This window comes from Mesorhizobium sp. B2-5-11 (assembly GCF_006440835.1).
Taxonomy (GTDB): Bacteria; Pseudomonadota; Alphaproteobacteria; order Rhizobiales; family Rhizobiaceae; genus Mesorhizobium.
On the sequence record NZ_VFUK01000015.1, the window covers coordinates 88,918 to 110,565 of the forward strand.

General features: G+C 64.2%; 20 protein-coding genes. 11 read left to right on the plus strand and 9 right to left on the minus strand.

Annotation, left to right across the window (positions count from 1 at the left end):
* From FJ490_RS29475 to FJ490_RS29485, 3 genes are all read right to left on the minus strand, one after another.
* Positions 1-1,020 (minus strand): xanthine dehydrogenase family protein subunit M, encoded by a 1,020-nt coding sequence (locus tag FJ490_RS29475; protein WP_140498388.1) that lies wholly within the window; start codon positions 1,018-1,020, stop codon positions 1-3.
* A 1-nt stretch (position 1,021) separates the two neighbouring features.
* Complete coding sequence (locus FJ490_RS29480) at positions 1,022-1,642, minus strand: (2Fe-2S)-binding protein (RefSeq protein ID WP_140558654.1); 621 nt, start codon at positions 1,640-1,642, stop codon at positions 1,022-1,024.
* A gap of 212 nt (positions 1,643-1,854) precedes the next feature.
* Entirely contained in the window at positions 1,855-2,688 is an 834-nt protein-coding gene (locus tag FJ490_RS29485; RefSeq protein ID WP_224519174.1) for a 3-keto-5-aminohexanoate cleavage protein, read from the minus strand.
* Positions 2,689-2,768: 80 nt separating this feature from the next.
* Between FJ490_RS29485 and FJ490_RS29490 the strand changes: the two genes are divergently transcribed.
* On the plus strand, positions 2,769-4,184 hold the full coding sequence (locus FJ490_RS29490) for an amidase (protein WP_140729362.1): 1,416 nt from the start codon (positions 2,769-2,771) through the stop codon (positions 4,182-4,184).
* Positions 4,185-4,193: 9 nt separating this feature from the next.
* Here FJ490_RS29490 and FJ490_RS29495 read toward each other — a convergent pair whose 3' ends face one another.
* From FJ490_RS29495 to FJ490_RS29515, 5 genes are all read right to left on the minus strand, one after another.
* Entirely contained in the window at positions 4,194-4,952 is a 759-nt protein-coding gene (locus tag FJ490_RS29495) for an ABC transporter ATP-binding protein (protein WP_140498392.1), read from the minus strand.
* Entirely contained in the window at positions 4,952-5,707 is a 756-nt protein-coding gene (locus FJ490_RS29500; protein WP_140498393.1) for an ATP-binding cassette domain-containing protein, read from the minus strand. The genes FJ490_RS29495 and FJ490_RS29500 overlap by 1 nt, the downstream gene beginning before the upstream one ends.
* Positions 5,697-6,677, minus strand: a complete 981-nt coding sequence (locus FJ490_RS29505) for a branched-chain amino acid ABC transporter permease (RefSeq protein WP_140729363.1) — start codon at positions 6,675-6,677, stop codon at positions 5,697-5,699. The genes FJ490_RS29500 and FJ490_RS29505 overlap by 11 nt, the downstream gene beginning before the upstream one ends.
* 10 nt (positions 6,678-6,687) lie before the next feature.
* The gene (locus tag FJ490_RS29510; protein WP_140632363.1) at positions 6,688-7,587 is read right to left on the minus strand and encodes a branched-chain amino acid ABC transporter permease; all 900 of its coding nucleotides are present in this window, start codon (positions 7,585-7,587) and stop codon (positions 6,688-6,690) included.
* Positions 7,588-7,664: 77 nt separating this feature from the next.
* Complete coding sequence (locus FJ490_RS29515) at positions 7,665-8,894, minus strand: ABC transporter substrate-binding protein (protein ID WP_140632365.1); 1,230 nt, start codon at positions 8,892-8,894, stop codon at positions 7,665-7,667.
* A gap of 107 nt (positions 8,895-9,001) precedes the next feature.
* On the opposite strand from FJ490_RS29515, the gene FJ490_RS29520 reads away from it, so the two are divergent.
* Positions 9,002-9,886 (plus strand): MurR/RpiR family transcriptional regulator, encoded by an 885-nt coding sequence (locus FJ490_RS29520; RefSeq protein ID WP_140558647.1) that lies wholly within the window; start codon positions 9,002-9,004, stop codon positions 9,884-9,886.
* Complete coding sequence (locus tag FJ490_RS29525) at positions 9,883-11,214, plus strand: aspartate aminotransferase family protein (protein ID WP_140560389.1); 1,332 nt, start codon at positions 9,883-9,885, stop codon at positions 11,212-11,214. Before FJ490_RS29520 ends, FJ490_RS29525 begins: the two co-directional genes overlap by 4 nt.
* 41 nt (positions 11,215-11,255) lie before the next feature.
* Here the strand turns inward: FJ490_RS29525 and FJ490_RS29530 are convergent, their stop codons facing one another.
* A complete protein-coding gene (locus tag FJ490_RS29530; protein ID WP_140632367.1) occupies positions 11,256-12,281 on the minus strand; it encodes a substrate-binding domain-containing protein in 1,026 nt (341 codons plus the stop codon).
* Between the two features lie 199 nt (positions 12,282-12,480).
* Here FJ490_RS29530 and FJ490_RS29535 point away from each other — a divergent pair, with 199 nt between their 5' ends.
* The 8 genes from FJ490_RS29535 to FJ490_RS29570 all read left to right on the plus strand — a co-directional run bounded on the left by FJ490_RS29535 (position 12,481) and on the right by FJ490_RS29570 (position 21,647).
* The gene (locus FJ490_RS29535; protein ID WP_140566411.1) at positions 12,481-13,317 is read left to right on the plus strand and encodes an inositol monophosphatase family protein; all 837 of its coding nucleotides are present in this window, start codon (positions 12,481-12,483) and stop codon (positions 13,315-13,317) included.
* 35 nt (positions 13,318-13,352) lie between these two features.
* Complete coding sequence (locus FJ490_RS29540) at positions 13,353-14,399, plus strand: ABC transporter substrate-binding protein (protein WP_140560387.1); 1,047 nt, start codon at positions 13,353-13,355, stop codon at positions 14,397-14,399.
* A 78-nt stretch (positions 14,400-14,477) separates the two neighbouring features.
* A complete protein-coding gene (locus FJ490_RS29545) occupies positions 14,478-16,688 on the plus strand; it encodes an iron ABC transporter permease (RefSeq protein WP_224680648.1) in 2,211 nt (736 codons plus the stop codon).
* 13 nt (positions 16,689-16,701) lie between these two features.
* Complete coding sequence (locus FJ490_RS29550; RefSeq protein ID WP_140514996.1) at positions 16,702-17,811, plus strand: ABC transporter ATP-binding protein; 1,110 nt, start codon at positions 16,702-16,704, stop codon at positions 17,809-17,811.
* 238 nt (positions 17,812-18,049) lie between these two features.
* On the plus strand, positions 18,050-19,258 hold the full coding sequence (locus tag FJ490_RS29555) for an ABC transporter substrate-binding protein (protein WP_140498402.1): 1,209 nt from the start codon (positions 18,050-18,052) through the stop codon (positions 19,256-19,258).
* Positions 19,255-20,055: an ABC transporter ATP-binding protein gene (locus FJ490_RS29560; RefSeq protein WP_181165310.1), complete on the plus strand. Its 801-nt coding sequence runs from the start codon at positions 19,255-19,257 to the stop codon at positions 20,053-20,055. Before FJ490_RS29555 ends, FJ490_RS29560 begins: the two co-directional genes overlap by 4 nt.
* The gene (locus FJ490_RS29565; protein ID WP_140498404.1) at positions 20,048-20,752 is read left to right on the plus strand and encodes an ABC transporter ATP-binding protein; all 705 of its coding nucleotides are present in this window, start codon (positions 20,048-20,050) and stop codon (positions 20,750-20,752) included. The genes FJ490_RS29560 and FJ490_RS29565 overlap by 8 nt, the downstream gene beginning before the upstream one ends.
* Before the next feature lie 7 nt (positions 20,753-20,759).
* Complete coding sequence (locus tag FJ490_RS29570; RefSeq protein WP_140729364.1) at positions 20,760-21,647, plus strand: branched-chain amino acid ABC transporter permease; 888 nt, start codon at positions 20,760-20,762, stop codon at positions 21,645-21,647.
* Position 21,648 lies beyond the last annotated feature (1 nt).

Sequence of the window (21,648 nt, forward strand, 5' to 3'; positions counted from 1 at the left end):
TCACACCTTCATGTCACGGGTTTCGAGCAGCCCCCTGATCAAGGTTCGCTTGCCGAGTTCTATCTTGAATGCGTTGTGCCGACGCGGCTGGGCCTCGGCGAACGCGGCTTCGGCGGCCTCGGCCGCCGCTGCCTCGTCGAGCACCTTGCCGCGCAGGATCTCCTCCGCCGCTCTTGCCCGCCAGGGTACGGTCGCCACGCCGCCAAGCGCGATGCGCGCCTCGTTCACGGTCTCGCCGTCGAGGTCGAGGGCGACCGCGGCCGATGCAAGGGCAAACGCATAGGATTGCCGATCGCGGATCTTGAGATAGCGCGAACGCCTGGTCCATGCGCCGGCGGGCACCTCTATGGCGGTGACGATCTCGTCGGGTGCCAGGTCGGTCTCGATGTGAGGGCTGTCCTCGGGCAGGCGATGCAGGCTGGCAAACGGAATCTTTCGCCGCCCGTTGTGGCCTTGGACATGAACCGTGGCGTCAAGCGCGATCAGGGCCTGGGCAAAGTCACCGTGATAGGTCGCGATGCAGTTCTCACTGGTCCCCAGCACGGCATGCTGGCGGTTGAACCCGTCCATCGCGGCGCAGCCCGAGCCTGGCTCGCGCTTGTTGCATGGCCATGAGGTTTCGCGGAAATATTCGCAGCGGGTGCGCTGCAGGATGTTGCCGGCAAGACTTGCCATGTTGCGCAGCTGGCCGCTTGCCGCCAGTTGCAGGCTCTCCGCGATCACCGGATACCGACGCTTGATCTCGGCATTCTCGGCCGCGTCGCCCATCCGCACAAGAGCGCCAAGGCGCAGACCCTCACCATCGGTCTCGATCCGCCGCAATGCCGGTTCGGAGAGACCGTTCAGATCGAGCAAGCGTTCCGGCCGGGCGACGCCGAGTTTCATATAGTCGGCGAGATTGGTGCCACCGGCAATGAACTGCGCGGGGGCTTGCGTCGGCGGATGCCTGGTGGCCGAGCGCGAGGCGACGGCGACCGCCGCGGAGAGGCTGGCGGGCCTCTCATAGACGAAAGGATGCATCTCAGGCCCTCCTGATCTGGTCGCGGGCCTGGACGATTGCCGCGACGATGTTCGGGTATGCCGCGCATCGGCAAAGGTTGCCGCTCATATATTCGCGAATGTCGTCCTCTGAACCGGCATGTCCTTCGTGGACGCAGCCGATCGCGGACATGATCTGGCCGGGCGTGCAATAGCCGCACTGGAACGCATCGTGATCGATGAAGGCCTGCTGCATCGGATGCAGGCCGCCATCCGTCGACGCCAACCCTTCGACGGTGGTTACCGCCTTGCCCTCGTTCATCACCGCGAAGCTGAGGCAGGAGAGCACGCGATGGCCATCGACCAGCACCGTACAGGCACCGCATTGGCCATGATCGCAACCTTTCTTCGTGCCCGTCAGGCCGACATGGTCGCGCAAGGCGTCGAGCAGGCTGGTTCGGCTGTCGAGCGCCAGATTGTATGGCTGCTTGTTGATGGTCAGTGTTGTCATGACAGGCTCGTTTGGCTTGGCGGCAGCAGCCGGAGGCTCCTCGGACCTGGCTGTCGAGGCCAGAAGCGGAGTCACCGCAGCCGCGGAGACGGTCGCGGTCATAAAGCTTCGTCTGCTGAGACTGGAGGAGTTTGAGGGAACATGCTCGGACATCGCTGGCTCCGTCGCTCGCTATGTCGCGACCAAACCCCTCATCGGGGCCATTGTTCCGGGCCATCCGCGATAAAACGCACAAGGAAGACGGCTCGCAAGGCAAGCCGCCCGATTTGGATGCAAGGATATGACGGTCCGTTCGAGACCGTGCCCGTCCTCCCCTGGCGAATTTGCAGGCGCGCGGCCGATCCCCTAACAAGGCGCGCGGGCCCTCATTGCTGGCGGGCAATTCCGAGAATATCAAGCGCCTGCGCGGCAGAAGCAATCGGGCGCCCCGTGCGGCCAGCGGCTTCGACGATTGCCGCGACCCGTTCGGCATTGTCGCGGGCGAGGCTGCCATCGGCGTGCCAGAGAGAGTTCTCGAAGCCGACCCGCACGTGCCCTCCCGCCGCGATCGCCGCCGTCAGCGCCAAGGTCTCGCCCCGTCCGAAGGCGCAGACCGACCATACGGCGCCTTCAAGATCATGCGCATCGAGCCCTTCAAGGAAGACATCGAGGTCTTCGGGCCGGCTTTCCTGATCGGCGGCATAGCGTCCAAGGACGAACAGCAGCCGGGGGCTTGTGGGCTCCGCCAGAATGCCTCGCCGCCGCAGATCGATGAAACGGTCGAGATCGGCCCGATCATAGAGAATGTGCTGGACCGCGATGCCTTCCCGACCGGCCCACGCGAAGAAGCGGGCCGGCTCCGCCTCGCCATCGCTGATTATCTCACGCAAGCCGATCGAGACGGAAACCGGATGAAGCGCCCGAACAAGGTCCATCTGTTCGCGTGGCGAATAGAGCCCGATCGCTTCAGTCGTGATCTGGATCGCCATGACGCCCTGCGTCCGCTCCCGGATCGCCGCGATGGCATCCCGGTAAAGCGCGGCGTCAAGCGTGTGCCGGCCTGAAGCATCGCGGACATGCACATGGATGGCGGCGGCGCCGGCAGCGAGACACTGCCTCGCCGTTTCGGCAAGTTCGTCGGCGGTCATCGGCAGAGCCGGATGATCGGCCTTCGTTCTGCGCGCCCCGTTCGGCGCAACCATGATCAGCAACGGCTTCAATTTCATCTCCGGGCCCAATTGGCTCTCCCGCAACGTGGTTTTCCATGCTTCATTTCACCGACTCGCACAGGTAGGACAGCATGAACGCCACCGCCCAAGGGATTTCCGCCTTCGCCACCGCCGCCGAACTCAGCCGCGCGCTCGCCGATGGCAACACATCCTCGACCGAGATCGTCCGGCGCGCGCTGGATCGTGTCGACGTTCATGACAATTCGCTGCATGCGTTCGTCCGGCTGTTTCGTGGGGCTGCGCTCCAGGCCGCCGGCGAAGCCGACGAGCGTCGCAGTCGCGGCGTCTCGAAAGGGCCGCTGGACGGTATCCCTTTCGCGGCCAAGGACCTGCTTGACGTCGAAGGCTATCCGACCCTGGCAGGCTCGAAAGCGCTTGCGGGCGAACTCGCAACCGCCACGGCAACGGCAATCGAACGCCTTGTCGCGGCCGGGATGATCCTGCTGGGCAAGGTGCACACCGTGGAATTTGCTTTTGGCAGTTGGGGGACCAACCCGGTCGCCGGCACGCCCCTGAACCCGCGTGACAGCGCCATCCCGCGCGCGCCGGGCGGATCGTCGAGCGGTTCGGGCGTGGCCGTCGCCGCCGGACTGGTGCCGGTCGCGCTCGGCACCGACACTACGGGCTCCATCCGCAATCCGTCCGCCATGTGCGGAATCGTGGGCCTGAAGACGTCCTTCGGCCTTATCGGGCGCGGCGGCTTGCTGCCGCTTGCCATGTCCTTCGACAGCATCGGTCCCATGACCCGGTCGGTGGAGGATGCAGCCCTTCTGCTGGCCGCGCTCGAGGGTCCCGATCCCGGCGATCCGGCCACCTTTGGCGTGGCGCCGACCTCGCCGCTCGACGGGCTCGAGCGGAGCATATCGGGCCTTCGCCTGCGCATCCCCTCGGCCGTGGACCTTGCCGGCGTAGACCCCGGCATCCTGGACCGCTTCGACTCCACCGTCGCTGAACTGGAGGCGCTCGGTGCCAATGTCGATCGGATGCCGATGCCGCAATCTTACGACACCTACAAGGCCCTGGCCGGCGACATCATGGCCGTCGAAGCCTGGCATCATCTCGGCCGTTACGTGGAACCCGCGGACAGCGGCGTCGGCACGGCGATCCGCATGCGGGTTCTCAAGGGCAGGGAAATCGGCCTCGCCGCTTATCACGAGTTGATTGCAAGGCGCCGAGCCGCGCAGATCGAGTTTCATCGCGATCTCGAAGGCGCCGATGCGTTCCTGACGCCAACGGCGCCGATTACCGCGCCGCCATTGGCCGACATCGATGAGACAACGACGCCGCTTGGGACGTTTACCCGCATGGTGAACCTCCTCGACATGGCAGCGCTCAGCGTCCCCATCGGTCTCGTCAATGGTCTGCCCGCAGGATTGCAGATCGCGGTTCGCCGCTTCCAGGATCCGCTGGCGCTGAGGATCGGGCGGGCGCTAGAGATTCGGCGCGACGGCCTGTTCGAACAGCCGCCGGGCTACGCCACGCCGTAAGCTGCCCGTTCATTCACCGCTCGCATACAGCCAACGTGCGACAAGAGCGTCGGTGTCGGCACCGAAATCCGCGCGCGCGCCTTCGGAAAAAACCGTGCCGTTCTTGACCACATAGACGTAGTCGGTGATGGCAAGCGCGGCGCGAATATCCTGGTCGACCAGCAGCACGGCCTTGCCGAGTTCGCGGGCAAGATCGCGGACGATGTCGTAGATCGTCTCGCTGGTCTGCGGATCGACGCCGGCGGTCGGTTCGTCGATCAGGTAGACCGACGGATCGGCCATCAGGCTGCGTGCGATCTCGACCTGCCGCTGCTGGCCTCCCGAGAGCTGGCCGGCAGGCTGCGCGCGTTTCTCGCGAACGACGGGAAACCGCTCATAGACATGTTCCAGTTTCTCGGTCAGCACCGTCTTCTTCGGCCTGGCATGCCAGAGACCGAGTTTCAGGTTCGATTCGACCGAGAGATGAGGAAAGAGGCTCGGCCGCTGCGGCAGGTAGGCCAGGCCAAGGCCCAGCATCCGGAAGGGCGGGTTTCCGGTGATGTCCACGTCTCGCAGAAGCACCCGGCCGGCACTCGGTTTCAGAAAGCCGAACAACGCCTTGAGAAGCGTCGACTTGCCGGTGCCGTTCGGCCCGACCACACAGGAAATGCTGCCAGGCCAAGCCCTGACCGAAACGTCGCGCAATATGTCGATGTCGCGCGTATAGCCGGCGACAAGGTTCTCGCAGGCGATCAGCGGCGGGGTCGATGGCAGGGAAGCGGTTTCCATTATCGTGCTTCCCGATGCGTTGCGCGGGATCCCGTATAGGCGTGCACGACCTCGGGATTGCGCAGCACCTCGGCGACCGCGCCGTCGGCGATCTTGCGCCCTCGCGCCATCACCATGACGCGCGTTACGACCGACTGGATAGCCTCGAGGTTGTGATCGACAACGACGATGGTGTGACCGTCGCGATTGAGGCTCCTTATGTGCTCGATGATCTCCTCCAGCAGGCGCGGGTGGACGCCGGCGAAGGGCTCGTCCAGAAGCAGCAATCTCGGTTTGAGCATCAGCGCCCGGCCGAGTTCCAGCAGCTTCTGCTGGCCGCCGGAAAGCGCTCTTGCATAACTGTCGGCGAGATGGTCGAGCCTCAGGAAAGCAAGGACCCCACGGGCGCGCTCCTCTGCCGCGGCGCGCCGCTCAGCCGGGTCGGAAAGTGCCGGCACGATCAGGTTTTCCAGCACGGTCATGCGGCGGAACAGGCGGGGAACCTGAAAAGTACGGGCAACACCGCGGCGCGCGAAAAGATTAGCCGGCGAGCGCGCCATGTCGATGCCCTCGACGAGGATGGCACCGCCGTCGGGTTTGAGCGCGCCCGTCACCATGTTGATGGTGGTCGTCTTTCCCGAGCCGTTGGGACCGATCAACCCGACAATTTCGCCGCGGGCCAGGGCAAAGGATAAGCCTTCGACGGCATGGATGCCGCCGAAATGCTTGGCAAGACCACTGACCGAGAAAAAAGCGGTGTCCTTCTCAACCGGCATGGGGTTCCTCGGTGGTAGCAGTTGGAACAGGCGCTTGTTCCCGTGGCCGCGCGCGGAAGCGCGCCCAGTTTTCGACCATCGGATACAGGCCGTTCTGCGCGAAGCGTTGCACCAGGATAAGCGCCAGACCCATCAGCACGAAACGCCATTCGCCGTAGGACCGCAGCGTCTCGGAAAGCAGGAAGACGACGACTGCACCGACCACGGCGCCGGGCAGGCTTTCGATGCCGCCGATCACCGCCATCGCGATAACCAGACCCATCTCCGGCAGGATAGCCATGTTGGGCGTCAGGATGCCGATGAAATGGCCGTAATAAATGCCGGCTATCGCCGCGATCACGCTGGTTACCACGAAGACGAGAATCTTGTAGCGCGTGGTATCCACCCCGCTGGCGCGCGCGGCGCCCTCGTCTTCCCGGATGGCACGTAGAAAAAGACCGACGCGGGTCGCCAACAAGGCATTCATTCCCAATACCGCCAGGACGACGAGCGCAAGGCCGAAATAGTAATAAGACAGGTCCGATCGACCGGAAAAGAGGCCGGGCACCGGCAAGCCCAGCATGCCGCGTGTGATGTCCTCCTCCGCGACCAGCACGAGGCGGAAGATTTCCGAAATGGCAAGCGTGAAGAGGGCCAGATAAGGCCCGGAAAGCCTCAGGACGAGCGCGCCGATCAGGGCGCCGGCCACGACGGCAAGAGCGATGGCGGCAAGAATGGCAAGCGGCAGCGGCATGCCGATCTGGCCAACGAACAAGGCCGAGGCATATCCGCCCAGCCCGGCAAAAGCCACATGGGCGAAGGAGAACTGACCCGCGAAACCGGCAAGCAGCGCCCAACTCGCGGCAAGCAGTGCATAGTACCAGGCGATGGCGCCGACGTGGGTCCAGTATGGTCCGACGCCGAGCGGCACCAGCAACGCCACCACGAGCAGAATCGCCTGGGCCGATTGCGAGAATGTTGGACGGACCATTGCCGTGATCCTATTCCAGCCGCAGATGCGAGCGGCCGAACAGGCCGGTCGGCCTGAAGAGCAATGCAATGACGAGCAGCAGCGCTCCGAACGCCTGCGTATAGGCAAGCGCGCGATTGGGATCCGGCAGATAGCCGACACCCAGCCCTTGCACCAGGCCGAGCAGGATGCCGCCGGTAATGCTTCCGCCGACGGAACCCATGCCGCCGAGCACGATGATGATGAAGGCCTGCACGGCCGGCAACTCACCCATCGACGGCGACAGGGCGAAGATCGGCGCGATCAACGCCCCTGCCCCGCCGGCAAGCGCCGAGCCGATGCCGAAAGCGATGGTGTACATGCGGCGTGGATCGATACCGATGACCGCGGCGGACTCGCGGCTCTGGCTCACCGCATCGAGTGCCTGGCCAAGCGAGGTGCGCTTCAGGAAAAGCGTCAGACCGACAAGCAGGACGACGGCAGCGACCGCAGCGATCAGCCGGTCGTAAGGCAGGATCAACGGACCGAGGATCAGCGCTCCTGTCATGAAGGACGGCGGCGCCTTGGCGAAGGGACCGAAGACGACAAGGCCGAGATTGGTGATCAGAATGGTGAGGCCGAAGGTGACGATAATGGCGTATTCGTCCTTGCGCTCGACCTTGTCGGTATACATCGGCGCTATGACGAGCCTCTCGAAGAGCACGCCGAAGATGAACAGGGCCACCATCGCGCCGGCGACACCGAGAAGCGGCGGCGCATGGAACCAGGCGATGATGTAGTAGGACGCATAGCCGCCCAGCATATAGAGCGATCCATGGCCGAAATTGACGACCTTCAACACCGAGAAGACCAAAGTGAGCCCCGCCGCCGTCAGCGCGAAAATGAGGCCGATGACCAGGCCGTTGACGGCCAGGAGGAGGAAATAGCTCATGGGTTCACATCACCTCGTTGTCGGCCGCCTGTCCAGTGAAGCGGCCGCCGGCGGCCATGGAGCCGCCGGCGTGCCGTTCATTTGCCGGGCATGACCTTGTCGGTGGTGGCCCACTTCTTCGGATAGACGATCGCAGCATCCTCCGGCGCCTGGTTCACGGCCGTGTATTGGATGATCGTGAACGGCACGTCGACGAACTGATGGAAAGCCCAGTCGGGAGATTTGGTGGTCGGGAAGGTGTAGGTGGCGTTCACCCCTTCATATTTGATCTCTTCCAGTGCCTTCACGATCGCCGCGCGGTCAGCCGAGCCTGCCTTCTTGATCGCTTCGACGACGACACCGAACGTGTCATAGGCCTCCATGGCCACGCCGGTCGGTGCCCTATTGTAGCGTTCGGTGAACGCCTTCACGAATGCTTTGGCCTTGTCGTTCCATTGCGACTTGGGCTGCGCGACGTTGACGATGAGAAGATTGTTGGCGCATTCGCCGTCGACTTCCCACACTTCCTTCTGCAGCAGACCCGAGGAGCCGATGAGGGCCGTTTCGGCAGTCGGTGCGAGGCCGAGCTGGCAGGCCTGCTTGACGAGTTGATACTGCGCCTGTCCGGCGATCACCATCTGGATCGCATCGGGCCTCGGGCTCTGATTCATCAGCCGCAGCAGCGCGGGCGTGAAATCCTGCTGGTTGAGGTCGATCGTCGCCAGCGTATAGGGGAGGTTCTTGGCCTTCAGCTCATCGGCGATGACCTTGGCCCCGCCCTGGCCGAAATCCGTGTTTTCGGCGATAATGGCAATGTTCTTGAAACCTTGCTCGACCGTCCAGTCGGCCGCCTTGACGTAAACGAGGGAGTTGGCCGGAGCGAGACGATAGACTTCCGGATACTGCTTGGCCGTGATGGCATCCGCCCATACGTCTGTACCGACCCAGGCGACGCCGTATTTGTGCGCCTCCTCGATTTCGGCGAGGGCGACCGAGGAATGGAATTCGCCGAAGATTGCGGCGACGTTGTCCTTGGTGATGAGCCGAACCGCCGCCGCGCTGCCGTCGGCCGGCTGCCCTTTGGTGTCCTCGTAGCTCACCTTCAGCTGACGGCCGAGCACGCCGCCGGCCTTGTTGACCTCGTCAACTCCGAGCTGCACCGCCCATTGCATTTCCTGGCCGCCGGAATAGTTGCCGGGCGGCGACAGCGGCCCCACCCAGCCTAGCGCGATTGGATCCTCGGCCAGAGCCGGTGCGGCTGCGAACGGCAAGGAAGCCAGCGCGAGTGCCGCCAGCGCTCCCAAATGACTGGATATGGTCTGTTTCATGCGAATTTCCCCTGTTCTTGTTTTCTGATTGAATGAAACACTACGCTCATTTCTGGCAGATTGAAATATTCATTGCAGCTCGTCAACGGCCGGCGTAAATTCGCGCCATGTTGGAACCCGCCTTCCGCTCGCGCCTGCTCGAGAGTTTCGAGACGATGCCGCGCCAGCTTCGCGCGGCGGCGCAATGGGTGCTCGACAATCCGCGTGACGTTGCCCTCCTGTCGATGCGCGTCCAGGCGCAGCGCGCCGGGGTGACCCCGGCATCGATGACGCGGCTTGCCCAGCGCATGGGCTTCGACGGCTACGATAGCCTGCGCGACCTCTACGCCGAGCAACTTCGCCGCGGCGAGAAGGAGTTCTTGGGCAAGGCCGAAGCATTGATGGCGCGGCGCAAGCGCGGAGGAGACGGCGCGCTGGCCTTCGAGCTGGCCGAAACGCTCGAGCGCCATATGGCGAAGCTTTGCGATCCGGCGACGCTGGAGGCGGTGACCCGGGCAGCCTCGGTGCTGGCAGGCGCCAAGCGCATCTATGCGCTGGGCTATCGGTCGAGCTACCCCGTCGCCTGCCATTTCGCCTACGTCTATGGCCTCGCCGGCGGCGCGGTGCGTCTGCTTGACGGCGTCGGCGGAACCGGACCTGATCCTTTGTGGGAATCGGGAGCGGGCGACGTGCTTTTGGCGATCAGCGTCAAGCCCTATACGCGCGCCGCCGTCGAACTCGTCGATTATGCACGCAGCCGTGGGCTCGAAATCGTGGCGATTACCGACAGCGTCGTCTCGCCTCTCGTCAACCGGGCGGGCGCCGTCATCATCGTGCCAACCGAGAGCCCGTCCTTTTTCCACACCATGGCGCCGGCCTTTGCCATCGCCGAAACGCTGGCCGCGATCCTGGCGGCCGCCGCCGGCGATCGCGCGCTGGCCGCCATGCGCGACGTCGAACGTCAGTTCGATACCCTTTCCACCCATATCTACGAAACCAGGCAACGGTCATGACGCATATCCTCCATCGCCAGATCCACCACGACTATCCCGTTGCCGTCGGCGGCGATGGCGTCACCGTCATCGACAGCAAGGGACGCCGCTATATCGACGCCTCCGGCGGTGCGGCCGTCTCATGTCTTGGCCATCAGCATCCGGCTGTTCTTGCCGCGATGCATGCCGAACTCGACCGGCTCGCCTATGCGCATAGCAGCTTCTTCACCACCCGGCCGGCGGAGGAACTGGCGGACGAACTTGCCGCTCACGCGCCGGGCGATCTTCATCACGTCTATTTCGTCTCCGGCGGATCGGAAGGCATCGAGACCGCCCTGAAGATGGCGCGGCAATATTTCGTCGAGCGCGGCGAGCCGCAGCGCCGCCGCTTCGTGGCCCGTCAGCAGAGCTATCATGGCAATACGCTGGGCGCGCTTTCGGTGGGAGGCAACGCCTGGCGCAAGGCGCCGTTCGAGCCCATGCTGATCGAAAACCATCATATCGAACCATGCTATGCCTATCGGCATCAGCGGCCGGATGAAGGCAGCGAGGCCTACGGGCTGCGCGCCGCCGATGCGCTTGAGACGAAGCTGCAGGAACTCGGGCCGGAAACGGTCATTGCTTTTGTCGCAGAGACAGTGGTTGGAGCGACTCTCGGCGCCGTGCCACCCGCACCCGGTTATTTCAGGCGCATCCGCGAGATTTGCGATCTCCACGGCGTGCTGCTCATCCTCGACGAAGTCATGTGCGGCATGGGTCGTACCGGAACACTGCATGCCTGCGACCAGGAAGGCGTCGCACCCGACATCATGGTGATCGCCAAAGGGCTCGGCGGCGGCTATGCCCCGCTCGGGGCGGTGCTGGCATCCGACCGGATATTCGATGCTTTTTCGCAAGGCAGCGACTTCCAGCACGGTCACACCTATATCGGTCATCCGCTCGCCTGTGCGGCCGGCCTCGCCGTGCAGCGGGTCATCGAGCGTGATGGTCTGCTTGCCAATGTCGCGGCGCGAGGCGCCACGCTCGAACGACGGCTGCGTGAGCGCTTCGGCAACCATCACCATGTCGGGGACATTCGCGGGCGCGGCCTTTTCCAGGGCATCGAACTTGTCGCGGATCGCTCGGCCAAGGCCCCGTTCGATCCGCGCCTGAAGGTCCATGCCCGGATAAAATCGGAAGCGATGCAGCGGGGGTTGATGGTTTATCCGATGGGCGGCACCGTCGATGGGCGGGCCGGCGATCACGTCCTGCTTGCACCGCCATTCATCGTCGACGACGGCACGGTCGATATTATCGTCGACCGTTTGGGCGACGCCGTCGATGCCGCGATCGGCAGCATTGCGATCTAGCGCATGAGACGCTCACCGACCGGACTCTGGTCCAATCGGCATCAGCCCCGACCTGGCCTCACAGTGCCGCGCCAGACCATCGGCGCGTGGCAGGTCAGGCGACTGCCGGCGCCTGCTTCCTCGCGCGAACCGGCGGCCAGTCGCACGGCGTGCGTGGCGATCTCCTCAATCGGCGGCGCAAAGGTCGTCAGCCGGTAGGAAGCCCAGTCAGCCTGCTCGATGTCGTCGAAGCCGGCGACGCAGAGATCGCGCGGGACGTCGACGCCGAACTCGTGGCGCGCCGCGTCCAGAAAACCGCAGGCGATCAGGTCGGTCACGCAGAATGCCGCATCCGGTCGCTGCCGGCCCGAAAGCAGGCGCCTTGCGCCTTCTGCCCCGGTCGCATAACCCGTGCGGCCCTCGCGCCACTGGATCACCTCCAGTCCTTCCTTGCGCGCTGCGGCAAGAAAGGCCGTCTCGCGCGCCACCAGACTGGGCGTGCCGGCTGCCGACGTCACCAGGGCAGGCCTGGTGCAACCGGCACGAATAAAGGCGTGAAGTGCCGCCTCGGCGGCGGCGGCGTTGTCCACGCCGATGTTATGCGGTCCGTCGAACCGGTCGTCGCGATTGATCAGGATCAGGCGCTGCCCGTTCTCGAGGCAGGTTCGGATCAGCTCCTGCGGCGGCGTGCCGGACAGCACGATCGTCGCATCGGCACGGTAGTTCAGCGTGTTGCGCAGCGCCTGGTCGACATGGTGGCTGGGGCCCGACGTGTTGAATACCATGGCCACTTTGCCGGCATCCCTCAAATGCTGTGTCAGCGCCCGCAGGATACGAGCCTGATAGGGCGTGTCGCCATCGGCGACGACAAGGCAGACGATGCCCGTCGATGCCCGCATCAGGCCGCGCGCCAGGTGGTTGACGTGATAGCCGAGCTGCTCGGCCGCCAGCAGCACCCGCTCGCGGGTTTCTTCCGAAACGCTGGCGCCGGGCGTGAACGTGCGTGATACCGCCGAGCGCGAAACGCCGGCAAGCTCCGCGACCTGCTGGGCACTGGAAAAGCCAATACGGCCTCTTGGCGTCGTCATGCACACTCTCGCTGCGTTTCTCGATTCTTTGCACGCACGTGCAGCATAGCGCAAGCCAGTCACAGGTGTAACCGCTGCCCTTGACACACATGCGTAAATGAAACAGCTTTGCACAGCCGTGCATGAAGCCGGCGCCGGAGGCTACCTTGCCCATTTCTTCGCGGACCGCATCGGAACTGCCATTGTCTGGACGGACAGCATGAACAGCGTGGCGGTGCAGCCTAACGCGAGCCGGATGTCCGAAGCCGAACTCGACAGGCGTGCCGATGTTTGCCGGCAACTGCTCTTGTCGTCGGGAAACATGGCGATGCAGGGCTACAGCCAAATCGACGGCGCGCAGCCTGTGGAGATGAAGGGGCCGCAGGATTTCCTGACCGAGACCGACGGCAAGGTCGAGCATCACATCCGCACGACGTTGGCCGCGGCCTTTCCCGAGGACGGGTTTTTGGGCGAGGAAACCGGTGGCAGCGGCGGCTCTGATCGCATGTGGGTCGTCGACCCGATCGACGGTACGGCGAATTTCATGCGCGGCATTCCGCATTTCTGCGTTTCGATCGCCTTCGTCCAGGACGGCCGCAGCGAGATCGGCGGCATCGCCAATCCGGCCATCGGGGAGGTCTATTTTGCCCGCCGCGGGCACGGTGCGACGCGCAACGGCGCGGCGATCCATGTTTCGCGCACCCAGGCCTTCGACCGCGCCTCCGTGGAGTTCGGCTGGTCGCCGCGGATTCCCAACCGCGACTATCTGGACAAGGTGGCCCTGGTCTGGTCGCTGGGCGCCAATGTGCGCCGCTCCGGTTCGGGGGCGCTCGGCCTTGCCTATGTGGCCGACGGCCGCTCGGATGCCTATGCCGAGCTTCATATCAATGCATGGGACTGCCTGGCCGGATTGCTGCTGGTCGAGGAAGCCGGCGGGCGCGTCAACCGCTTTCTCGACGGCGACGGCATGGCGAAGGGCAATCCGGTGCTTGCTGCGGCGCCGGGTGTGGCGGCGAGATTGTCCCAGGTGATCGGAGTGCCGCTCGACGACGAATAACCAATTCCAGAGAGCATGAAAGGGAGGAATTATCGATGAAAGGTCCATTTGATCGCAGACAAGGCAGGACGTGGCTTGGCCTTGCGGTGCTGGCCATTTTCGGTCTGGCCGGCGGCGCCCATGCGGCGGATCGCAACCTCGTGATGTATTGCGGCGTCGACGAAGCCTGGTGCCGGGCCATGGCCACGACCTACCAGAAGGAAACCGGCGTCAGCGTCGACATGACCCGCATGAGCGCCGGCGAGATCTATGCGCGCCTGCGGGCCGAGAAGGACAATCCGCAAGCCGACATCTGGTGGGGCGGCACCGGCGACCCGCATCTTCAGGCGGCGGAAGAAGGTCTCACCCAGGAATACAAGTCGCCGCAGCTGGCGAACCTGCGCGACTGGGCTTTGAGGCAGGCTGAACGCGCCAAGAACCGCACCGTCGGCATCTATCTCGGCGCGCTTGGCTACGGCTACAACGAGGAAGACCTGAAACAGCGCGGCCTGACGGCGCCGGCCTGCTGGGCGGATCTGGTCAAGCCCGATTTCCAGGGCGAGATCGAGATGGCCGACCCCAATTCCTCGGGTACCGCCTGGACGATGCTGGCGACAATCGTGCAACTGATGGGCGAGGACAAGGCTTTCGACTATCTCAAGCAGCTCAACAAGAACATCGCCGAATACACCAAGGCGGGCGCCGCACCCGCGCTCGCCGTGGGCAAGGGCGAGACGCTGGTCGGCATTTCCTTCCAGCACGACGTCATCAACGCCGCCAAGCAGAACCCGGCCGTCAAGGTGGTCTCGCCCTGTGAAGGCACCGGTTTCGAGATCGGGTCGATGAGCATTGTTGCCGGGGCCAAGCACATCGACGAGGCGCGGAAATTCTACGACTGGGCGCTGACGCCAGACGCGCAGAAACTGGCGGCTCCGAACGGCAGCTACCAGATCCCGTCGAACACCGGCACCCCGGTGCCGCCCGAGGCGCCGGACCTCAGCAAGATCAAGCTGATCGACTACGACTTCGCCAAATATGGATCATCAGCGGAGCGCAAGCGGCTGTTGAAGAAGTTCACCGATGAGATCCGCAACGGCGGCTGATCTGGTCCGTACGGCCGATCCGCCGGCTGCCTGCGGGGCAGCCGGCGCAACCCCGACCATACCGAAGGAAGATGTCGAATGGCACGGGCTTCGCCCTATCCCATGGCCAATGACCTCCCGGGGCGCAGTGCCGCCGGATGGCTGGCGCTGGCATGGGCGAGCTTCATTGTGCTGCCATGGTACAAAGTCGAAGGCGGCTTGCTTTCCTTTGACTGGCTGGCGCGTCCGGCGGAGGCGGCACCAGCCATCCTGCTGTCGCTGAACGGTCAGCTGTGGCTGCTTCCCTTGATCCTGCCACTTCTCCTGGCAAGCTGGCTCGTCGCGCGCCGGAACCTCCCCGGCCTGGCGGTGGCGGGCGCAGCCGGCCTCGCCTGGCTGGTGATCGAGGGTTTTTCCATCATCCATTCGGGTTGGGGATTTGCCTGGCTCGGGCATCTCGCCAGTACGCCGGGACCGGTGCAGCCGGGGCTCGGCTGGGGTGCCGTGCTGTACGCGCTGGCGATGCTGATGTTCATCGCCGAGGCGCTGGCCGCGCGTGGCTGGTGCAAAGGCGATCGTTTTGTCGTCGGCTCGCTGCTGATCGTGATCGCTTCGCTGATCCTGTTCGTGGCCTATCCGCTGTTGTCGATCCTCGCTTCCGCCATCGAGGACAATGACGGCAATATCGTGCCGGCTCTGTTTGCCGAAAAGCTGTTCAGTGCCAACATCTGGAGCCTGCGCTGCCTCTACGACGACGGTTCCTGCGGCGTGGCGTGGAATACGGTGGCGATCGCGGTGCTGGTGGGTTTCTTCTGCACGGCGCTAGGCCTGGCGCTGGCGCTGATTGCGTTGCGCACCAGGCTGCCTGCCAAATGGCTGCTGCGCGGCCTCTCCATCCTGCCGATCATCACGCCCCCTTTCGTCATCGGCCTGGCGCTGATCCTGTTGTTCGGCCGGGCCGGCATCGTCACCAATCTTTTGTCCGAACATCTCGGTATTCCGCGCAGCCGCTGGATCTACGGCATGGCCGGCATCACCATCGCGCAAGTGCTGGCCTTCACGCCGATCGCTTTCCTGGTCCTGGCCGGCGTGCTGCAGGGCGTCAGCCCGAGCATGGAGGAGGCCTCGCAGACCTTGCGCGCCAGCCGTTGGCGCACTTTCAGCACAATCACCTGGCCGCTGATCCGCCCGGGGCTGGCCAGCGCCTTCCTGATCTCGTTCATCGAGAGCATGGCCGACTTTGCCAACCCGCTGGTGCTGGGCGGCAACTTCAACGTGCTGTCGACGGACATCTTCTTTGCGGTGGTGGGCGCTGCGCATGATCAAGGCCGTGCGGCGGTGCTGGCGATCGTGCTTCTGGGATTCACGCTCGCCGCTTTCGTCATCCAGCGCCGCTGGATCGGCAGCCGCAGCTACGTCACCGTCGCGGGCAAGGGCGATGGCGGTGTGCCGGCCACGCTGCCCAAGGGCTTGCGCATCGGCTGCTACGCCGCCGTCGTTCCCTGGTTGCTTCTGACCGTCGTGGTCTATGGCATCATCCTGGGCGGCGGCTTCGTGCAATCGATCGGCCGCGACAACACGCCGACGCTCGAATATTTCCTCACCGCTTTCTCCGTCGAGAAAGGCGTCAATGGCTGGTTCCTGAGCGGGTCAGCCTGGCCGTCGCTGCTGATGACCATCGGCCTTGCGCTGGTGGCGATGCCGTTCACCGCCGCGCTCGGCATCCTGACCGCCTATCTGCTCGACCGGCAGCATTTCGCCGGGCGCACGATGTTCGAATTCCTCGCCATGATGAGCTTTGCCATTCCCGGCACGGTCGTCGGCGTCAGCTATATCCTCGCCTTCAACGTGCCGCCGGTGCAACTGACCGGCACCGGACTGATCATCGTCATCTCGTTCATCTTCCGCAACATGCCGGTTGCGATCCGTGCGGGCCTCGCCAATCTTGGGCAGATCGACAAGAGCCTGGACGAGGCATCGCTGACACTGGGGGCGCGTTCCTTCGCCACCTTGCGGCGGGTGATCCTGCCGATCCTGAAGCCGGCTATCGTGACCGCGATGATCTACAGTTTCGTGCGTGCGGTCACAGCGGTCAGCGCCGTCATCTTCCTGGCGACCGGCCGCTTCAATCTCGCCACCGTCTATATTGTCGGGCGAGCCGATGTCGGCGAATACGGCATCGCCATCGTCTATTCGGCGGTGCTGATCGTCGTCATGATGATCATTCTGATCGGCATCCAGCTGCTGGTCGGGGAACGCCGGCTTGGCCGGCGCCGGGCCGAGGCGCAAGCCGTCGTGGCACCAATCTGATCGGGAGAAGCGTATGGATCAAACGGCGAAGAACGCTGCCCCCGGCGTGGTGGACAGACCGGCAGTGCGTTTCGAGGGCGTCACCAAGAAATACGGCGCCGTCACTGCCGTCGACAATGTCAGCTTCGACATCGCACCGGCCAGCCTGGTGACGCTGCTCGGACCTTCCGGCTGCGGCAAGACGACGACGCTTAGGCTGATTGCCGGGCTGGAGCACGCAAGCCACGGGCGCGTCGTCATCGACGGCAAGGACGTCACCTTGCTGTCAGCCGCCGAACGGGACGTCAGCATGGTCTTCCAGTCCTACGCGCTGTTCCCGCACATGAACGTCATAGAAAATGTCAGCTACGGCCTGCGGGCGACCGGGCTCGGCAAGGTTGAGGCCGCGGGGCGCGCCGCCGAGAAGCTGGCACAGGTCGGCCTGTCCGGCTACGAGAAGCGCCAGCCGAGCGAACTTTCGGGCGGCCAGCAGCAGCGCGTGGCCGTGGCGCGCGCCATCGTGCTGGAGCCGAAGGTGCTTCTGTTCGACGAGCCGCTGTCCAATCTCGATGCCAAGTTGCGCCGGCGCGTGCGCGATGAAATCCGCGGTCTTCAGCAGGACCTCGCGCTGACCGTTGTCTATGTGACGCATGACCAGGAGGAGGCGCTGGCCGTGTCCGATCGCATCATCGTTATGAACGCTGCCCGCGTCGCTCAGGACGGGACCCCGCGCGACCTCTACAACGAACCCAGGAACTCTTTCATCGCCGATTTCATGGGCGACGCCAACCTGCTCGATGTCGAGGTTCTCGCCAGCAATGGGACGAATGCCGAGGTAAAGATCGGGCCGCTGCGGCTCGACATGCCGCATCGCGGCATCGCGGCGGGGCCGGCGGTGCTGGCCGTCCGGCCGAATGCCGTGCGCCTCGTCGCCGGCCAGCCGGCAGCCGGCGGGATGAGAGGGCGCGTGGTCAAGAGTTCTTATCTCGGCGACCACATGGAATACCGCGTCGCGATAAACGATCCGGCGGTCGAGCTGTTTGCGACGTCGCCGATCGTCACACCTGCCCTGCCGGAAGGCAGCGTCGTCGCGGTCGATTTCGATCCGGCAAAGATCGTGCTGATAGCGCGCGACAAGTCCTAGCCAGCAGCGCACACCGCTACCGGTGCGCCTGATACGAAAATAGTGGTTCTCGACGTTCCATGTCGATGTTACGAATCCCTGTGCATTCCGAATGTGCGCTTGTGACCATGTGTCCGGGCACTTTGGAACTGTGGCGAGCACAGGACGTATTCTTCACGCGGGACCAGACGGTGCACTCGAAGCCGTCACAGGGCCGCAATGGGCGTTTTCGACAGTGGCCACAAGGGAGGAAATACCAGTGAAAGCATCCTATCTCATCTCAGCCGCGCTGCTTGTGGGGACCGCGATGCCAGCGGCAGCAGCCGAAATTTCCGACGGCAAGGTCAAGATCGGCATCCTCAACGACCAGTCGGGTGTCTATGCCGATTTCGGCGGCAAATGGTCCGTCGAGGCGGCCAAGATGGCTGTCGAGGATTTCGGCGGCAAGGTCCAGAACGCGCCTATCGAGGTCATCAGCGCCGACCACCAGAACAAGCCGGACATCGCCTCCAACATCGCGCGCCAGTGGTACGACACCGAGCAGGTCGATGCCATAATGGAACTGACCACCTCCTCGGTGGCGCTAGCCGTTCAGGGACTTTCCAAGGAAAAGAAGAAGATCGACATCGTCACCGGCGCGGCTGCGACCGACCTGACCGGCAAGCAGTGCTCGCCCTATGGTTTCCATTGGGCCTACGACACCCATTCCCAGGCCGTCGGCACAGGCGGTGCCCTGGTGCAGCAAGGCGGTGACAGCTGGTATTTCATCACCGTCGACTACGCCTTTGGCTATTCGCTCGAGGAGCAGACCGCCAAGCTCGTCAAGGATCGCGGCGGCAAGGTGCTTGGTGAAGTGCGCTATCCGCTCGGCTCGACCGACTACTCATCCTTCCTGCTGCAGGCGCAATCCTCCGGCGCCAAGATCGTCGGCCTTGCCAATGCCGGTCTCGACACTTCCAATTCGATCAAGCAGGCCGCCGAATTCGGCATCGTCGCCGGCGGCCAGCGGCTCGCGGCACTTCTGTTCACGCTGGCCGAAGTGCATGGCCTTGGCTTGCAGGCGGCCCAGGGCGTCGTGCTGACCGAAGGCTATTACTGGGATCGCGACGACAAGAGCCGCGAGTTCGCCAACCGCTTCTTCAAACGCACCGGCAGGATGCCGAACATGATCCAGGCCGGGACCTATTCGGCGGTGTCGCAGTATCTCAAGGCCATCGACAAGGCCGGCACCGACGAAACCGAAGCGGTGGCCAAGGAATTGCATTCGATGCCGGTCAATGACGTCTTTACCGCCAACGGCAAGGTGCAGGCCGACGGCTCCATGGTGCACGACATGTACCTCTATCAGGTCAAGAAGCCCGAGGAGAGCAAGAAGGATTGGGACTACTACACCTATCTTGCAACCATTCCGGGCGACCAGGCCTTCATGAAGGCCACGGATAGCGGCTGCCCGCTCGTCAGCAAGTGACGACGGCAACCGCCGCGGCCGTCAGGCCTGACGGCGATGGAGCCGTGCTGCGGGTGGTGCTTTCCGCCCGCGGCCTCAGGCGCGATTTCGCCGGGTTCGTTGCGGTGAAGGATGTCGATCTCGACGTTCATCACGGCAGGATTCACGCCTTGATCGGACCCAACGGCGCCGGCAAGACCACGATCTTCAACCTTTTGACCAAGTTCCTGCAGCCGACCAGCGGCACGATTGAACTGCTCGGCACCGACATAACCCGGACACCGCCGGCCAAGGTGGCGCGGATGGGCCTCGTGCGCTCGTTCCAGATCTCGGCGATCTTTCCGCATCTGAGCGTGCTCGACAATGTGCGCGTCGCGCTGCAGCGGCCAGGGGGGCTGGGCTTCCAGTTCTGGCGCCCGCTTTCGGCGCTCGACCAACTGACGCCGCGGGCGCGCGAGCTTCTCGGCACGGTCGGCCTCGACGACGCGGCGCACCGGCTCGCCGGCGATCTCTCCTATGGCCGCAAGCGCGTGCTCGAGATCGCCACCACGCTGGCGCTCGATCCAAAGGTGCTGCTGCTCGACGAGCCGATGGCCGGCATGGGGCACGAGGATGTCAGCATGATCTCCGGGATCATCCGCGCCTTGGCCCGCGATCGGGCCGTGCTCATGGTGGAGCACAATCTGACCGTCGTTGCCGATCTTTGCGACTGGATCACCGTGATGCAGCGCGGCAAGGTGCTCGCCGCGGGCGACTATCCGACGGTCAGCCAGGATGAACGCGTCCGGATAGCCTATATGGGAACCGAGCATGAGTGAGCCGCTGCTTGCCGTGCGCGATCTCCATGCCTGGTACGGCGAGGGCCACGCGCTGCACGGCGTCGACCTCGATGTGTTCCGCGGCGAAACTGTGACGCTGCTTGGCCGCAACGGCGTCGGCAAGACCACGACGCTGCGCGCCATCATGGGGCTGATCCGCAAGCGCACCGGCAGTGTCGTCTTCAACAGCAACGACTTGATCGGCCTGCCCTTGCACCGTGTCGCCCACCAAGGCATCGGTTTCGTTCCCGAGGAGCGCGGCATTTTCGCCACGCTGACAGTCGACGAGAACCTGATCCTGCCGCCGGTGGTGGCCAAGGGCGGCATGAGCGTCGAGGAGATCTTCGAGCTCTTTCCCAACCTGAAGGAGCGCCGCAACAGCCCGGGCACCAGGCTATCCGGCGGCGAGCAGCAGATGCTGGCGATCGCCCGCATCCTGAGGACGGGTGTCCGGATGCTGCTCCTCGACGAGCCGACCGAAGGCCTGGCGCCGGTCATCGTCCAGCGCATCGGCGAATTGCTTGCGACGTTGAAAAAGCGCGGCATGACGATCCTGCTCGTGGAGCAGAATTTCCGTTTCGCCGCCCGCATTGCCGACCGCTTCTACCTGATGGAGCACGGCAAGGTGCTGAGCGGGTTTCCGGTCGGCGAACTGGCCGCCCACGACGCTCAACTTCACGAGGTGCTCGGAGTATGATCGCGCCATGACGATGATCTTCGGCATCCCTATCCAGGCCTTTCTCGGGCAGTTGCTGGTCGGGCTGATCAACGGTTCCTTCTATGCGATGCTGAGCCTTGGCCTCGCCGTCATCTTCGGCCTGCTGCGCATCATCAATTTCGCCCACGGCGCGCTCTACATGCTGGGCGCCTTCATCGGTTATCTGCTGCTTGTCCATCTCGGCATCGGCTATTGGCCGGCGCTGATCCTGGTGCCGCTCGCCGTCGGGCTGTTCGGCATTGCGGTCGAGCGTGCAGCGCTCTCGCGGCTCTACCAGCTCGACCCTCTCTACGGCCTGCTCTTCACTTTCGGCCTGGCCTTGGTCATCGAGGGCGTCTTCCGTTATTATTACGGCGTCTCGGGAAATCCCTATGCGGTGCCGGCGCTACTTGCGGGCGGCACCAATCTCGGCTTCATGTTCCTGCCCAACTATCGCGGCTGGGTGGTGCTGGCATCGCTTCTCGTCTGCCTGGGCACATGGCTTTTGATCGAGAAGACCAGGCTTGGCTCTTATCTGCGCGCCGCGACCGAAAATCCAGAACTGGTCCAGGCTTTCGGCGTCAACGTGCCACTGCTTTTGACACTCACCTATGGACTGGGTGCGGCACTTGCCGGTTTTGCCGGGATCCTGGCGGCTCCCGTCTACCAGGTCAGTCCGCTGATGGGGTCGGATCTGATCATCGTCGTCTTCGCCGTCGTCGTGGTCGGCGGCATGGGCTCGATCCTGGGCGCCATCGTCACCGGCTACATGCTCGGCCTCGCCGAGGGCCTAACCAAGGTATTCTATCCCGAGGCGTCGAACCTTGTCGTCTTCGTCATCATGGCGATCGTGCTTCTACTGCGGCCGGCCGGCCTGTTCGGAAGGGACGCCTGAG

What these genes read in the sequence shown, in the direction of transcription:
- FJ490_RS29475 (WP_140498388.1), bottom strand. Translation starts at nt 1,020, where the DNA reads ATGCATCCTTTCGTCTATGAGAGGCCCGCCAGCCTCTCCGCGGCGGTC.
- FJ490_RS29480 (WP_140558654.1), bottom strand. Translation starts at nt 1,642, where the DNA reads ATGTCCGAGCATGTTCCCTCAAACTCCTCCAGTCTCAGCAGACGAAGC.
- FJ490_RS29490 (WP_140729362.1), top strand. Translation starts at nt 2,769, where the DNA reads ATGAACGCCACCGCCCAAGGGATTTCCGCCTTCGCCACCGCCGCCGAA.
- FJ490_RS29495 (WP_140498392.1), bottom strand. Translation starts at nt 4,952, where the DNA reads ATGGAAACCGCTTCCCTGCCATCGACCCCGCCGCTGATCGCCTGCGAG.
- FJ490_RS29500 (WP_140498393.1), bottom strand. Translation starts at nt 5,707, where the DNA reads ATGCCGGTTGAGAAGGACACCGCTTTTTTCTCGGTCAGTGGTCTTGCC.
- FJ490_RS29505 (WP_140729363.1), bottom strand. Translation starts at nt 6,677, where the DNA reads ATGGTCCGTCCAACATTCTCGCAATCGGCCCAGGCGATTCTGCTCGTG.
- FJ490_RS29510 (WP_140632363.1), bottom strand. Translation starts at nt 7,587, where the DNA reads ATGAGCTATTTCCTCCTCCTGGCCGTCAACGGCCTGGTCATCGGCCTC.
- FJ490_RS29515 (WP_140632365.1), bottom strand. Translation starts at nt 8,894, where the DNA reads ATGAAACAGACCATATCCAGTCATTTGGGAGCGCTGGCGGCACTCGCG.
- FJ490_RS29520 (WP_140558647.1), top strand. Translation starts at nt 9,002, where the DNA reads ATGTTGGAACCCGCCTTCCGCTCGCGCCTGCTCGAGAGTTTCGAGACG.
- FJ490_RS29525 (WP_140560389.1), top strand. Translation starts at nt 9,883, where the DNA reads ATGACGCATATCCTCCATCGCCAGATCCACCACGACTATCCCGTTGCC.
- FJ490_RS29530 (WP_140632367.1), bottom strand. Translation starts at nt 12,281, where the DNA reads ATGACGACGCCAAGAGGCCGTATTGGCTTTTCCAGTGCCCAGCAGGTC.
- FJ490_RS29535 (WP_140566411.1), top strand. Translation starts at nt 12,481, where the DNA reads ATGAACAGCGTGGCGGTGCAGCCTAACGCGAGCCGGATGTCCGAAGCC.
- FJ490_RS29540 (WP_140560387.1), top strand. Translation starts at nt 13,353, where the DNA reads ATGAAAGGTCCATTTGATCGCAGACAAGGCAGGACGTGGCTTGGCCTT.
- FJ490_RS29545 (WP_224680648.1), top strand. Translation starts at nt 14,478, where the DNA reads ATGGCACGGGCTTCGCCCTATCCCATGGCCAATGACCTCCCGGGGCGC.
- FJ490_RS29550 (WP_140514996.1), top strand. Translation starts at nt 16,702, where the DNA reads ATGGATCAAACGGCGAAGAACGCTGCCCCCGGCGTGGTGGACAGACCG.
- FJ490_RS29565 (WP_140498404.1), top strand. Translation starts at nt 20,048, where the DNA reads ATGAGTGAGCCGCTGCTTGCCGTGCGCGATCTCCATGCCTGGTACGGC.
- FJ490_RS29570 (WP_140729364.1), top strand. Translation starts at nt 20,760, where the DNA reads ATGACGATGATCTTCGGCATCCCTATCCAGGCCTTTCTCGGGCAGTTG.